Genomic DNA, 13248 nt, shown 5'->3' on the forward strand with positions numbered 1-13248 from the left:
GGCCGGCGACAGAACGACCTCGATCGGGGCGCTCTACACGGGAGCACACGGGATCGCCCCTCCACCACCGCCGATCGGTCGCGAGTCGGCAGACCTTTGTCCGTGAACCGCGGGCCTATCCGCAGTCAGGGTGTCCGATCGCCGAGTGTCGGTCGAATCGTACGTGCTCCTCGCCCTCGGTAGCGTCGGCTACTTCCTGTTCACCTTCTCGTGGTTCTCCCTCGCCGCGTATCTCGTCCCCGTGATCGAGGAGCTGGGGCTCTCCGGGGTCGAGGCCGGGCTCGTGACGGGTGCCGTACAGCTCAGCTACATCCCGCTCTCCCTGCTGTCGGGGCTCGCGATCGACCGGCTCGGGTCGCGGCGGTCGCTCGGCGTCGGGCTCTCCGTCATCGGACTCGCCCACGTCATGCGGGGGCTCTCGACGGAGTTCACGGCCCTGTTGCTGTCGACGCTCCTCCTCGGCGTCGGCGGGACGGCGGTCACGTTCGGGCTCCCAAAGCTCGTCTCGGAGCTCTTCCCGCCGGAGCGATCGGGGACGATGTCGTCGGTGTACATCGTCGGTGCGACCCTCGGCAGCGCGACCGTCTTCGCCCTCGCCCGCCCGCTCGTCGGGCCGCTGCTCGGCGGCTGGCGACCGTTCTTCCTCTACACCGGCGTGACGGTCGTCGCGTTCGCCCTCTCGTGGTTCGTGGTCTCCCGGTACCTCTGGGGCCGGATCGACCGGAATCCGGAACGGGACACCGACCAGACCTTCTCGCTTGGCTCCGTCCGGGCCGACCTCGCCAGCGTCTTCACCCACTACGGCCTGTTGCTCCTGGTGATCGTGGGCACGATGCGGCTCTTCGTCACCCACGGGTTGTCGAACTGGCTCCCCGCGATACTCGAAGCCCGCGGCATGGCCCCGGCGCTCGCGGGGACACTGACGAGCGGGTTCATCCTCGTCCGGATCCTCGGAATCGTGGGCGTTCCCGCCCTCTCCGACCGCTTCGCCACGCGGCGGCTGCCGATCGTCGCCTGCGGTATCGCCGGTGCGCTCGGTCTCGTCGGCCTGGTCGTCGCCGACGGGCTCGCGACGCTGGCGGCCTCGCTCGTCCTCGTCGGCACGTTCCTGATCGGCGGGCTGGCCCCGCTCGTTCGGGCGATCCCGACCGAGATGGACGGTATCGGCCCCCGTCTCACCGCCGTCGCGAACGGGCTCATCTTCACCGTCGGGGAGGTCGGCGGGTTCGCGGGGCCGTTCCTGATGGGTGCGCTGAACGACCTCACCGGCTCGTTCGCGACCCCGCTCTCCCTGCTGGCGGCGGCGAGCCTCGCGACCGCCGTCGCCGGCTACTACCTGAACGAACCGGCCGGTCTGGAACGCTCCGCGTCGGCGGGCACGGAGGAGTAACGGTGCGAGAGGATCGTCCGAGTCGGGGCGGAGCGGGAGAGTCCGGCGTCCGTCACGGTCGATCGGGGACGCGCCGAAGACGTGACGCGGCCGCTCAGCGCTCGACGATATCGGTCACGAGGCTCTCGTCTTCACCCTCGTCTCCGGAGTGCCAGCTTCGACCGTCACCGTCGTCGCCCCTGAAGAACTTGTACGCCGGTCCCGCCAGCAGGACGACCGTCGCGACCACCGTCCCGGCGATGAGCCACGGGCTGAACGAGACGTCCGAGGCGGTGAGTCGGTTGAGCGAGGTCCCGATGGTCACCGCTGCGAACACCCAGGGTATCTCGCCGATGGCCGTCCCGAGCAGGTACGTCCTGGTGGGGACGGGCGCGGCCCCCGCGGCGACGGAGGTCGTCTGCGCCGGCACGGGCGCGATCCGTGCGGTGATCACCCCGCGGAGGCCACCGGTCGCCTCGAAGAAGTCGTCGGCGGCGCTCTCGGCCTGTCTGAGCAGCCCCGACTCGAAGTCCGTGTAGCGGGTGATGGCGTAGGGGACGTACGTGCTCATCACCGATCCCGCCAGCGCGACGGGGAAGCCGATCAGGAGACCGTACTTGAACCCGACCAGTACCGCGAGGGCGGTGACCGGCAGGGCGATCAGCGCACGAACGAGGTAGAGGAAGACGAGGAGCACCGGGAAGTACGGCGAGCCCAGGAACGTGCCGAGTCGCTCGATGATGACGTCCGGCGAGATCAGCAACCCCGCGGCCACCACCAGGGCAAGCAAGACCCCCGTAATTCGTTTGTATCCCATACTATATACCGCACATACTCCTCGATAACGGAGGTCCTTGCTCGTGCCAGGTGTCATCGAGCGGTGACGCGGCCACTGGTCACCGGACCCCCGCACGGGGCTCGATGCCGGGAACACGGAGCCCGGGGGATCGGCGTCGTCTCCGATCCGGCGGGGTCGCCCTGTCGGAGCCGGGGGTCGCCGGCACGCCTCACACTCCCGGAGATTCCGTCACCGGGGCGTCAGACCCACGCCGTCGGCGAGCAGTTCGTGTGACCGGAGCGCGTCGTCGTGGTCGGGGACGGCGTGCTGGATCATCACCTCCTCGACGCCGACGCGCCCGGCGAGCCCCTCCAGCAGGCCGCCGAGCGTCTCCGGGCTGCCGGAAATCGCCCGCGGCCACTCGCCGTCGTCGAGCGTGGCGGGCGTCGGCTCGGGGACGCCGCCGAGTTCCTCGATGGCCTCCTCGACCGATGGGCGAGTTCCGACGACGCCGCGCTGCATCCGCTGGTAGACGGCCTCGGCCACCGCCCGGAGCCGCGCGGCCTCCTCGTCGCTCTCCGCACAGACCGCGTTCACGGCGACGATCCCCCGCGGTTCGTCGGCGCTACCCGCCAGCGTCGAGGGCTGGAACGACTCGCGGTACTCCTCGAACGCCCGTGTCGCGAACGTCGGCCGGATGAACGCCGCGAAGCAGTAGCGCAGGCCGAGTTCGCCAGCGATGGCCGCGCTCGACGGGCTCGACCCGAGCACCCACGGGACGGGCGGGCCCTCGCCCGACCGCGGTATCCCGAGGTCGCTGTAAGGGTGTTCCTCGGGGAAGTCGTCGTGGAGGTGGTGGACGACGCTCTCGACCTTCTCGGCGTGATCGCCGTCGGGGTCCTCGACGTAGCGATCGGTCCCGAGGGCACGATCGGAGGCCGGCGAACCGTTCGCCCGGCCCAGACCCGCGTCGATGCGTCCGGGCGCGAGCGCGTCCAGCGCGCCGAACGTCTCGGCGACCTTGAACGGGCTGTAGTGATTCAGGAGGACCGCCCCCGATCCGAGCCGGATCGAGTCCGTCTCGGCGGCGAGGTGGCCGAGCAGCACCTCGGGTGTCGTCCCCGCGAGCGTCCCGGTCATCCCGTGGTGCTCGGCCACCCAGAACCGCGAGTAGCCGAGCCGTTCGGCCTGCTGTGCGGCCTCGACGGTGTCGGCGTAGGCGTCCGTCGCGGTCCCACCCTCGGGGATCGGGGAGAGGTCGACGGCGGAGAGTTCCATGGCCGGCCTCGGGGGCTCCGGGGGATAACGGTTCGGCTCTCCCTCGACTACGCGACCCGCGCGAACTTCTGTAGCGTCCGCGCGCCGCGGTCGACGCCGCGGTGGGCGTAGGACACCTCCCCGACGTACAGGTCGCCGTTCGAGTCGACGTCGATCGTGTGCGGGGCGTAGAACAGCGGATCGTCCGAGGGGTGCCCCTCGTTGCCCCACCGGGTCAGCAGCTCCCCGTCGGTGGTGAACGCGCTGATCCGGTTACAGAGCTCGGAGACGAGGACCGTCCCCCCGTCGAAGGCCAGATCCGTGGGTCGGATCAGGTCGGTCCACTCCTCTACGAACTCCCCTTCGGCGTCGAATATCTGGATGCGGGAGTTCTCCCGGTCGGTCACCCAGAGGCGGTCCTCCTCGTCGTGTTCGATCGAGTGCGGGAGGCGGAACTCGCCGGGGGCCGGACCGGGCTCACCCCAGGATCGGAGCAGGTCACCCTCCGGGTCGAAGGCGTGGATCCTCGCGTTCCCGTAGCCGTCCGAGACGAATATCTCGCCGGAGTCGAGGACCGTCGCGCTCGTCGGGCTATTGAACGGGTCCCCGCCCCGCTCGATCGAGGCGATCCGCTCGAAGAGGTCCTCGGCGTGGCGGTAGCCCGTCTCCGAGGGCTCGTCCTCGGTCCCGAGCGTCATCAGGAGCTCCCCGTCGGGCGCGAACTTCCGCACCGTGTGGTTGCCGTCGTCCGTACAGAAGACGTCGCCCTCGGGGCCGAGGCCCATCCCGTGCGGGCGGCCGGAGAAGTACTCGTCGCCCCAGGTCGCGCGGCGCTCGCCCGAACCGTCGAACACCATCATCGGATGGTCCCCGCGGTTCAGCACGAACACGTCGTCGTTCCCGTCGACGCAGACGCCCCCGACGTCGAGGAACGACTCGTCGTCCGGCAGGCCGGCCCAGTCCTCGACGAGTTCGTACCGGTGGTCTCCGTTCCCGTATTGCATACCACCCACACCATCAGGCGCTACTTAATACTACTCGACGGGGGGACGCACGCCCTCTGTCCGGCGTCGTTCGGTGTGACTCCCCGGCGATCCGCCGTCCGGCGGTTCGGCTGCCGTGACGACGCCCGCTACGGTTCGGGTGGACCAGAGCCGCGTGACCGGAAATCAGCGGCCGTTGAGCGCCGCCCAGTACCGCGCGATGGTGGTCGCGTCCCCCTCCTCCTCGCGAGCCACGCGGTGGCCGTGCTTGTAGGTCTCGTGGACCAGCGAGGTGAGCGGCATCGCGATGTCGTCCTCGCGGGCGACGTCGAGCGCGTAGCCGAGGTCCTTGTCCCAGATGGCGAGTCCGCCGAGCCCCTCGACGTCCTGGGTGTAGTCCCCCTCGAACAGTCGCTCCGAGATGTCCATGCCGAGGAACTCGTTGAGCGGTCGCGGATCGACGTCACTCTCGCGGGCGAACGCCACGATCTCGGCGTCGAGCGCCAGGTGCGAGGCGTAGCGTATCTGGAGCGCGTACTTGAAACGCAGCGCCCGCTCGACGTCCCCCAGCCGGATGTGGCGCGTGCTCACGGTCTCGATCAGTTCCTCCGCTTCCCCGTAGCTCGCGTCCGAGCCGCCGATCATCATGTGGATACCCTCGACCGGCGCGGCCCGCGTCAGCGGGGCGCTGACCCAGTGGACGTCGCGGTCCCCACACTTCGCCTCGTACTCCCTGGCGGTCTCGACCTTCGTCGTCGTGGAGTCGACGACCAGGTCGCCCGGATCGAGCGCCGGGAGGAGACCGTCCTCGCCCTCTATCGTCGCCTCGACCTCGGGCGTCCCCGGCAGTGCCATGAACACCGCGTCCGACGCCCGTCCGACCTCGGCGGGGCTGTCGGCCGCCTCGGCCCCGCGCTCTTCGGCGTACTCGACCTGGGAGTCGTCGACGTCGTAGACGGTGAGCGAGTAGTCCGCCTCGCGGAGCGACTCGACGAAGCGCTTGCCGATGTATCCCGCGCCGATGAGTCCGATGTCTCGCATGGTCCGGCGTAGAACCCAGGAGGCGGCGCAATAAGGCTATGCCCGGCCGGGAACGCCGGCCCCGATCGACCACGGCGGCCCGTGGTGCCCGCTCCGCGGACCACCCCCGGAACGTATATTCCGGTCGGTGGCATCCGTCCGGTCCATGTGGCAGACGCTCGAACCGGGAGCGGGGACGCGCCCGTCGGACCGATCCATCGAGATAACGGACGTCCGGGTGATGGGCCTCCGCGGGAACCCGAAAGGGGAGGACGACCACTACGTCTGGGGGATCGTCGTCGTCGAGACCGACACGGACCACTACGGGATCGGCGAGACCTTCCGCGGAATCGAGCCCCTCGACGCCGTCGAGCGAATAGGCGACACCGTGGTCGGCGCGAACCCCCTCGACCCCGAGCGGATCGCCGACCTGCTCGCCCGGGAACACTACACCGCGACCGGGGGTATCGGCCGGGCCGCCATCGCCGCCATCGAGACCGCCTGCTGGGACCTCAAGGGGAAGGTTCTAGGGGTGCCTGTCTACGAACTCCTGGGCGGGAAGTACCGCGACCGGGTCCGGCTCTACTCCGATACCGAGGCGCTGGCCGGCGACTCGGTGGGAATCGACCTCGAGGCCGAGTACACGCCCGAGGCCTACGCCGAGGCGGCCGGCGAGGCCGTCGACATGGGGTTCGGCGCGCTGAAGTTCGACCTCGACGTGCCGACACCAGGTCGACGGAACGAGGACCGCGCGGCCCGCCGCCTCGACAACGAGGGTATCGAACACAAGGTCGCGCTCGTCGAGGCCGTCCGCGAGGAGGTCGGCTACGACGTCGACCTCGGGATGGACCTCCACTGGTCGTACACGGTCGAGACGGCCGTCACCCTCGGCCGACGACTCGAACGGTTCGACCTCGCCTTCCTCGAGGACCCGGTCCATCCCGAGAAGCTCGACGCCCAGGCGCGGGTCAAGCGTGCCGTCGACATCCCGGTACTGACCGGCGAGAACCTGACGAGCGCATCGGCGTTCAGGGACGCGCTCGACGCCGACATCGTCGACCTCGCCGCACCGGACGTCGCTATGTGCGGCGGCCTGGGCGAACTGCGCCGCATCGCCGCGTTCTGTGACGCCTACGGCGTCCCGCTCGCACCCCACAACCTCGGGAGCCCGGTGGCGACCGTCGCGGGTGCCCACCTGGGGGCGTCGATACCGAACTTCTACAGCCTGGAGTTCCGCGGCGGCGACGCGCCCTGGTGGGAGTCACTGGTCGAGCGCACCGGGGAGAACGGCCCGGTCGTCGCCGAGGGTCACCTCGACGTTCCGGAGGGCCCCGGGCTCGGGATCGAGTTCACCGACGAGGCCAGCGAGCACGTCGCCGAGGGGTGGGAGTACGTCCTCTGAGTGGCGACGATGGCGGTTCGCGCCCGCGCGAGGGGACGGATACGGTTATCCTCCGGTGTTCGAATGTGTATGCGTTCAGAGATGCCTGCTCCCGAGCTTCCGTTGGATGGGGTAACAGTGATCGAGTGTGCCGGGATCTTCGCTGGCCCGTGGACGGGGACGCTCATGGGCGACTTCGGGGCGGACGTCATCAAGGTCGAACACCCCGAGCACGGCGATCCGCTCCGTGACGGCCTCCACGACGAACAGCTCGGGTTCAAGACCCTCGGCCGGAACAAGCGGAGCGTCGGGATCGACCTCCACCACGAGGCGGGCCAGGAACTCGTCCACGAGCTGGTCGCGGACGCCGACGTGTTCCTCGAGAACTTCCGGCCCGGAACCCTCGAGAGGTGGAACCTCGGCTGGGAGTCGCTCTCGGGGACGAACCCGGATCTCGTGATGGTTCGAACCACCGGCTTCGGCCAGTACGGCCCCTACAAGGATCGCCCGGGGTTCGGCACGCTCGCCGAGGCGATGAGCGGGTTCGCTCATCTCACCGGACAGCCCGACGGCCCGCCGACGCTCCCTCCCTTTCCGCTGGCCGACGCGTTCGCCGGCCTCTACTCGACGTTCGCGACGATGTTCGCGCTCTACTGGCGTGATGTCCACGGCGGGACGGGCCAGCACGTCGACACGAGCCTGCTCGAACCCATCCTCGTCTCGCTGATGAACTCCCACATCGTCGAGTACGACCGGAAGGGTATCGTCCGGGAGCGCCAGGGCAACCGGGTGACGAACTACTCCGTCCCGCGAAACGCCTACCGGACCGCCGACGACCAGTGGGTCGCCCTCTCGGCCTCCTCGTCGAGCATCGCCCGCCGCATCCTCCGGATCGTCGGCGGCGACGAACTGGCCGAGGACCCCCGGTTCGAGACCCACAGGGGCCGGGCCGACCACGCCGACGAACTCGACGAACGGATCGGCGAGTGGATGACCCGGCACGACCGCCAGGAGGTGCTCGATACTTTCGAGGAACACGACGCCGCCATCGCACCCATCTACGACGTCGCGGACATCTTCGAGGACCCGCACCTGCGCGAGCGGGAGGCGCTCGTCACGGTCGAGGACGACGACCTCGGCGAGTTCACGATGAACGGCGTGTTCCCGAAGCTCTCGGAGACGCCGGGGCGGATCGAACACGCGGGACCGAGGCTCGGCGAGCACACCATCGAGGTCCTGCTGGAGCGGACGGACGTCTCCGACGGGGAACTCGAACGCCTTTACGAGGAGGGGATCGTCGGGATCGACGGCTGACCGCGCCCTCGCCGATCGCCCGGGCCGTTCGCGCCAACGGCTTTTAATCGCGCCTCCGCGACTACCGCCCGATGACCGACGACCCCGCCGCCGCGATGGAGCGGCGGATCGAGGAGGAGGGGATCGAACACGTCCTGGTGGAGATGCCGGACATTAACGGCATCTCCCGCGTGAAACAGCTCTCGGCCGAGGCGTTCCTCTCGAAGTGGCGCGACGGCCCGACGATGAACCTGGCCGTGCTCGTCCAGACGCCACGAAACGACCTCCCGAGCGGGTCGGGACTCGCCGAGGAGGTCGACTACGCCGACGGGACGCTCAGACCGGATCCGGGGACGCTGAAGCGCCTGCCGTGGCGCGAGACGGCCGCGCGGGTGCTCTGTGACGTCGAGTTCCGGGGAGAGCCGGTCCGGGCGGCCCCCCGACAGGTGCTCAAAGAGCTCCTCGACACCCACGTCGCCGACTCGGGTCTCGACTTCTACGTCGGGAACGAACTGGAGTTCTACCTCCTCGACGAGATCGGCCGGGGCGAGGAGGAAGAACTCGTCCCGGCGACGTCGCACAAGCACGAGTGCGTCGCCTGGGCGACCGAGGACGTGATCCCGTTCTACGAGCGCCTGGAGGAGTGGTCCGGGGCGTACGGCGTCCCACTGGACTCGCTCCAGCACGAGCACGGCCCCGGACAGCTGGAGGTCCTCTTCGAGTACGACTCGCCGCTCGCGGGCGCGGACCGGACGTTCGACTTCAGACGGGTCGTCAAACAGACCGCCCGACTCTCGGATCGGCACGCCACCTTCATGGCAAAGCCCTTCGCCGGGGAGTCGGGGTCGGGCTACCACCTTCACGTCAGCGCCTTCGCGGACGGGGAGAACGCCTTCGCCGCCGGCGACGGCGGCGATGGAGACGGGGAGGGAGAGGAACTCTCCGAGCGGGGCAGACAGTTCCTGGGTGGACTCCTCGAACACACCGACGCGCTCGCCGCGGTCGGCACGCCGACGCTCAACGGGTTCAAGCGCTTCGACCCCGACGGGTTCGTCCCCTACACCGCCTCCTGGGGGTGGGACAACCGACAGACGATGGTCCGGATCCCCACGGGAACGACGCGGTTCGAGAGCCGGGTCTCGGCGGCCGACGCCAACCCCTACCTCGTGGTCGCGGCGACCCTCGCCGCCGGGCTACACGGGCTACGCGACGAACTCGACCCCGGCGAGGCCGTGGCAGGAAACCCCGCGGGCCGGCGGCCCGAACTCCCGCGCGGCCCCGAGGCTGCGCTGGCGGCACTGGAGGACGACGAGGTCATGACGGAGTACCTCGGCGAGGACGTGATCCGGGCCTACGCGGCGAGCAAGCGCCGGGAACTCGAAGCCTTCCGGGGGACGGTAACCGCCTGGGAACGGGAGTACTACGTCGAGACCCTTTGAGGGGCGACGAGGCAGCACCGTTCTCCCCCGGGTCTCGGCGAGCCAGTGCTCCGTACGCGCCCCGGAGCCGAGCGAACGGGCCGCCGGTTCGGAGACGAGCCGAGCGCCGTTACCGTGTCGGATCACTCCCGGCCCATCGCGAACGTGTCCTGAAGCGGGAAGTCCGTGCCGTCGGGGAGCCGATCGAGGGCGAACCCCTCGACGTCGAACGGGGCGTCCTCCCCGGTGACGAGCGAGCGAACGGCCGCGGCCGCGATCGGCGACTTCGTGATCCCGAGGCCGTTGAACCCGGTCGAGACGATCAGCCCGTCCGGCGCGTCGCGGGGTTCGTCGACGATCGGCTCCCCGTCGGCCGTCGCGGCGTCGACGCTCCCCCAGCCGGCGGTTATCTCCACCTCCGAGGGGTCGGAGAACTCCTCGACGAACAGCGGCGCGACCTCCCGCAGTTGCTCCTCGAACGTGTCGTCGATGCCGTTGGCGATCACCTCCTGGGCGGTCCGGCCGGTCTCGTTCATCGCCGCTTCGACCCGCTCGGCGTCCTCGACGCCGGCCGCGAGGTCCGCGGGGTCGTCGACGAGATACTCGCCGCCGCCGAGACGGAGGTTGCCGTCGTGCTGCGGTCGGAAGTAGACGCCCTCCGCCGGGAGCCGCCCGAGGGGGGCGTCCGGCCCGAACCCGCGCTCCAGAGCCACGCTGGCGGCCTGCAGGAGGAAGGGTCGCGTCGGAACGTGGACGACGTCGCTCAGCAGTTCGCGCGCGTGCCACCCCGTGGCGACGACCACGTGTGGGGCCTCGATCACCCCGCCGGGCGTCTCGACCCCGACGACGCTCCCGTCCGAGGTGGCGATCCCGGTCACCTCGACGCCGGTCAGTATCTCGGCTCCGCGGCTCTTCGCGTCACGCGCTAGCGAGCGCGTGTAGACGTACGTGTCGTCGACGAACCCGGCGTCCGCGATCTCGATCGCGCCGGCGAAGCGCTCCACGTCGAGCGCCGGGTGTCTCGCGGCGATGGTCCCCGAGTCGACGAACGAGACGGGGAACCCGTACGAGGCCATCCGATCGGCCTGTTCCCGTGCGACGGCCTCCTCGTCCGGGTAGGCGAGTTCAAGACGCGGTCGGGCGTCGTAGTCGAAACCATCGGTTCCGGAGAACTCCCGGAGGAACTCGTTGGCGTGACGGGCCAGTTCGGGGCGGTCGTAGGCGAAGAGCGTCGGGGCGGTGAGACCGGCGGCCATGCCCGAGGCACCGCCGCCGATCTCCCCGCGCTCGACTACCAGGATCTCGTGGTCGTCGGCCAGTTCGCGGCCGACCGCACACCCGACGGCTCCTCCGCCCACGACGATCACGTCGTACGACCGATCGAGCGCCATCGTGACGTATTCGCGAACCGGGGTACTTACAACTTCCCGAGGACCGGACGAGGACTCGTGGCCCGTGCCGCGCGCGCGTGAACCGATCACGCCGTGACGGTCCCGACACCGCACGTCGGACGGTAGCTCTATGCGTCGGGGTGACACAGAGGGGCGCAGATGGTCACCGTCCAGGGAGTCCTCCTCCCGCTGTCCGGCGCGGTTCTCCTCGCCGGGCAGGCGTTGCTGGTCCGGCTGGCGACCCGCAGGGGGACCGTCACGGAGGTCCTCGTGTTCATGCTGCTGGTGAACGTCGTGCTCCTGGTCCCCCTCGCGGCGGTCCTCTCGTACCCCGACTACGGGCTTACGGTCCGGTCGGCCCTCGCGTTCGTCGCCGCCGGACTCGTCGGGACGGTGTTCGGCCGGCTGGCGCTGTTCACCGGCATCCAGCGGGTCGGGGCCAGCCGGGCCGAGCCGGTCAAGGCCTCGAACCCGCTGTTCGCGGCGATCATCGCCGTCGTCGTCCTGAACGAACGGATGGTCCCGGAGCACGTCCTGGGGGTAGTCCTGATCGTCGTCGGGGTCGCGATCATCTCCTGGGAGCAGGCCAGCGGCCCCGAGACCGACGAGCTCGGCTCGACCGCGGGGCTGGCGTTCCCGCTGCTGGCGGCGCTGTGCTTCGCCGTCGAGCCGACCGTCGCGAAGATCGGGCTCGACGAGGGGACGCCCGTCTTCGTCGGGCTGGCGGTCAAGACCGCCGCCGCGACGGTCGGCTACCTGGCGTACCTCCGGTGGCGGGGCTCGCTCCCGACGCTCGGCTCGTTCTCGGGCGAGGAACTCCCGTGGTACGTCGCGGCGGGACTGGCCAACACGGCGTTCCTCGTCGCCCTGTACGCCTCCCTCGCCGTCGCGCCGGTCGTCCTCGTCGCCCCGCTCGTCCAGGCCAGTCCGCTGTTCGTCGTTGTCCTCTCCTACGCCTTCCTCCAGGATATCGAGCACGTCACCGGCCGGCTCGCCGCGGGCGCCGCGGTGGTCGTGGGCGGGGGCGTCCTGGTGGCGGTGTACGGATGAGCCGGCCCTCGGATCTCTCGTTTGTCCGGGGCTCTCCGAGACTCGAAGAGCAGAACTTATACCGGGAGCTACCGCAGTAGGGAGTGGGCTCGCTTGGTGTAGCCCGGCCAATCATATCGGCCTTTCGAGCCGATGACAGGGGTTCAAATCCCCTAGCGAGCACTCCTCTCGACGCCGCGAACGTGAGCGCCGCCCCCCACGGGGAAAGTTTGGTAACATTCCGCACGCTAAACCCGTCATGGCCAGATCCGACGGCGCGACCGAGGAGGGCGAACCGACCGACCCGGAGGGCGGGATCAACCCCCTCGAACGGAACGCACCCATCTACGTCGAGGCGTCGTCCGGCTACGTCGACATCAGACAGGTCCAGGGGGATCCGACGCTGTACACGCCCGCGGAGGCCCGCGATATCGCCGAGGAGATCCTCGCCGCCGCCGAGGCGTACGAGCGCGGTGCCGACCCCCCGGACGAGTCCCACGACGAGGAACCGGAGTAGGCCGGGGCGTTCAAGAGGATCGGCCCTCTACTCAGGATAATGGTCGGCTCCCGGACGGTTCGCATCGACCCGCACGTCCACTCGGCGGCCTCCTACGACGGCCGTGACCCGCCGGAACTCCTGCTCGAACAGGCGGCGGCCGTCGGGCTCGACGCCGTCGTGGTCACCGACCACGACCGGATCGAGGCGTCGCTCCGGGCGGCGGATCTCGCCCCGGAGTTCGGGCTGATCGGCATCCCGGGGGCGGAGATATCAACCGCCCACGGCCACCTGCTCGGCATCGGCATCGAGGAACTCCCGGACCCAGGCCGACCGATGGACGAGACGGTCGCCACGGTCCGTGACCTCGGCGGGGTCGCCGTCGTCCCGCACCCCTTCCAGCGGACCCGGCACGGTGCCAGGCGGCGGGTGCTCCAGTCCATTGATATCGACGGTATCGAGACGTACAACGCCTGGCTGTTCACGGGCTACCGGAACCTCCGTGCCCGGGCGTTCGCTCACCGGAACGGCCTGACGAGCCTCGCGGGGAGCGACGCCCACTCGGTGACGACCGTCGGCCGGGCGTTCACCGAGATGGAGTTCGAGGACCGTCGGGGACGGGTGACCGCCCGTGACGTCGTCGAGGCGATCCACAACGGGACGACCGCGGTCCACGGCCGGCGCGCACCGATCCACCGGTGTGCGGGCCACTACGCGAAGGGCGCGGGCCGGAAGGCCGCCTGGGCCGCGCGGGCGGCCGCGATGGCGCTCGTCTGATCGCGGATCGTCTCTCCCTCCGGCGGTTTGCTATCACTGTTCCCGCGACGTTTAAT

At 69.9% G+C, this 13248-nt stretch carries 12 protein-coding genes and 1 tRNA gene; 8 read left to right on the plus strand and 5 right to left on the minus strand.

Annotated features, from left to right (window positions below; genetic code table 11):
- Nucleotides 1–145 precede the first annotated feature (145 nt).
- Complete coding sequence (locus WDJ58_RS13985; RefSeq protein ID WP_338913881.1) at nt 146–1390, plus strand: CynX/NimT family MFS transporter; 1245 nt, start codon at nt 146–148, stop codon at nt 1388–1390.
- Between the two features lie 94 nt (nt 1391–1484).
- On the opposite strand, the gene WDJ58_RS13990 is transcribed toward WDJ58_RS13985, so the two are convergent.
- The 4 genes from WDJ58_RS13990 to WDJ58_RS14005 form a co-directional block, all read right to left on the minus strand.
- A complete protein-coding gene (locus WDJ58_RS13990; protein WP_338913882.1) occupies nt 1485–2186 on the minus strand; it encodes a TVP38/TMEM64 family protein in 702 nt (233 codons plus the stop codon).
- Nucleotides 2187–2396: 210 nt separating this feature from the next.
- Nucleotides 2397–3425 carry an LLM class flavin-dependent oxidoreductase gene (locus tag WDJ58_RS13995; RefSeq protein WP_338913883.1) on the minus strand — a complete coding sequence of 343 codons (1029 nt, stop codon included), beginning with the start codon at nt 3423–3425 and terminating at the stop codon, nt 2397–2399.
- A 47-nt stretch (nt 3426–3472) separates the two neighbouring features.
- Nucleotides 3473–4408 carry a peptidyl-alpha-hydroxyglycine alpha-amidating lyase family protein gene (locus WDJ58_RS14000; RefSeq protein WP_338913884.1) on the minus strand — a complete coding sequence of 312 codons (936 nt, stop codon included), beginning with the start codon at nt 4406–4408 and terminating at the stop codon, nt 3473–3475.
- A 165-nt stretch (nt 4409–4573) separates the two neighbouring features.
- Nucleotides 4574–5428 (minus strand): NAD(P)-dependent oxidoreductase, encoded by an 855-nt coding sequence (locus tag WDJ58_RS14005; protein WP_338913885.1) that lies wholly within the window; start codon nt 5426–5428, stop codon nt 4574–4576.
- 145 nt (nt 5429–5573) lie between these two features.
- Between WDJ58_RS14005 and WDJ58_RS14010 the strand changes: the two genes are divergently transcribed.
- The 3 genes from WDJ58_RS14010 to WDJ58_RS14020 all read left to right on the plus strand — a co-directional run bounded on the left by WDJ58_RS14010 (nt 5574) and on the right by WDJ58_RS14020 (nt 9520).
- Nucleotides 5574–6809, plus strand: a complete 1236-nt coding sequence (locus WDJ58_RS14010; RefSeq protein WP_338913886.1) for a mandelate racemase/muconate lactonizing enzyme family protein — start codon at nt 5574–5576, stop codon at nt 6807–6809.
- Nucleotides 6810–6890: 81 nt separating this feature from the next.
- Nucleotides 6891–8102 (plus strand): CaiB/BaiF CoA transferase family protein, encoded by a 1212-nt coding sequence (locus tag WDJ58_RS14015; RefSeq protein WP_338917862.1) that lies wholly within the window; start codon nt 6891–6893, stop codon nt 8100–8102.
- A 71-nt stretch (nt 8103–8173) separates the two neighbouring features.
- The gene (locus tag WDJ58_RS14020; protein WP_338913887.1) at nt 8174–9520 is read left to right on the plus strand and encodes a glutamine synthetase family protein; all 1347 of its coding nucleotides are present in this window, start codon (nt 8174–8176) and stop codon (nt 9518–9520) included.
- Nucleotides 9521–9642: 122 nt separating this feature from the next.
- Here the strand turns inward: WDJ58_RS14020 and WDJ58_RS14025 are convergent, their stop codons facing one another.
- Nucleotides 9643–10890 carry an NAD(P)/FAD-dependent oxidoreductase gene (locus tag WDJ58_RS14025; protein WP_338913888.1) on the minus strand — a complete coding sequence of 416 codons (1248 nt, stop codon included), beginning with the start codon at nt 10888–10890 and terminating at the stop codon, nt 9643–9645.
- Between the two features lie 159 nt (nt 10891–11049).
- On the opposite strand from WDJ58_RS14025, the gene WDJ58_RS14030 reads away from it, so the two are divergent.
- The 4 genes from WDJ58_RS14030 (at nt 11050) to WDJ58_RS14045 (ending at nt 13192) form a co-directional block, all read left to right on the plus strand.
- Nucleotides 11050–11940: an EamA family transporter gene (locus tag WDJ58_RS14030; RefSeq protein WP_338913889.1), complete on the plus strand. Its 891-nt coding sequence runs from the start codon at nt 11050–11052 to the stop codon at nt 11938–11940.
- Between the two features lie 87 nt (nt 11941–12027).
- A tRNA-Glu gene (locus WDJ58_RS14035) sits at nt 12028–12102 on the plus strand.
- Between the two features lie 76 nt (nt 12103–12178).
- Complete coding sequence (locus tag WDJ58_RS14040) at nt 12179–12436, plus strand: hypothetical protein (RefSeq protein ID WP_338913890.1); 258 nt, start codon at nt 12179–12181, stop codon at nt 12434–12436.
- A 39-nt stretch (nt 12437–12475) separates the two neighbouring features.
- A complete protein-coding gene (locus WDJ58_RS14045) occupies nt 12476–13192 on the plus strand; it encodes a PHP domain-containing protein (protein WP_338913891.1) in 717 nt (238 codons plus the stop codon).
- The last annotated feature ends 56 nt before the right edge of the window (nt 13193–13248 follow it).

This window comes from Salinirubellus litoreus (assembly GCF_037335815.1).
GTDB classification, from domain to species: Archaea; Halobacteriota; Halobacteria; order Halobacteriales; family Haloarculaceae; genus Salinirubellus; species Salinirubellus litoreus.

Bases quoted from the DNA above. Each gene is read 5' to 3' on its own strand.
- WDJ58_RS14010 (WP_338913886.1), top strand. From the start codon at position 5,574: ATGTGGCAGACGCTCGAACCGGGAGCGGGGACGCGCCCGTCGGACCGA.
- WDJ58_RS14025 (WP_338913888.1), bottom strand. From the start codon at position 10,890: ATGGCGCTCGATCGGTCGTACGACGTGATCGTCGTGGGCGGAGGAGCC.
- WDJ58_RS14040 (WP_338913890.1), top strand. From the start codon at position 12,179: ATGGCCAGATCCGACGGCGCGACCGAGGAGGGCGAACCGACCGACCCG.
- WDJ58_RS14000 (WP_338913884.1), bottom strand. From the start codon at position 4,408: ATGCAATACGGGAACGGAGACCACCGGTACGAACTCGTCGAGGACTGG.
- WDJ58_RS13990 (WP_338913882.1), bottom strand. From the start codon at position 2,186: ATGGGATACAAACGAATTACGGGGGTCTTGCTTGCCCTGGTGGTGGCC.
- WDJ58_RS14015 (WP_338917862.1), top strand. From the start codon at position 6,891: ATGCCTGCTCCCGAGCTTCCGTTGGATGGGGTAACAGTGATCGAGTGT.
- WDJ58_RS14045 (WP_338913891.1), top strand. From the start codon at position 12,476: ATGGTCGGCTCCCGGACGGTTCGCATCGACCCGCACGTCCACTCGGCG.
- WDJ58_RS14030 (WP_338913889.1), top strand. From the start codon at position 11,050: ATGGTCACCGTCCAGGGAGTCCTCCTCCCGCTGTCCGGCGCGGTTCTC.
- WDJ58_RS13995 (WP_338913883.1), bottom strand. From the start codon at position 3,425: ATGGAACTCTCCGCCGTCGACCTCTCCCCGATCCCCGAGGGTGGGACC.
- WDJ58_RS14020 (WP_338913887.1), top strand. From the start codon at position 8,174: ATGACCGACGACCCCGCCGCCGCGATGGAGCGGCGGATCGAGGAGGAG.
- WDJ58_RS14005 (WP_338913885.1), bottom strand. From the start codon at position 5,428: ATGCGAGACATCGGACTCATCGGCGCGGGATACATCGGCAAGCGCTTC.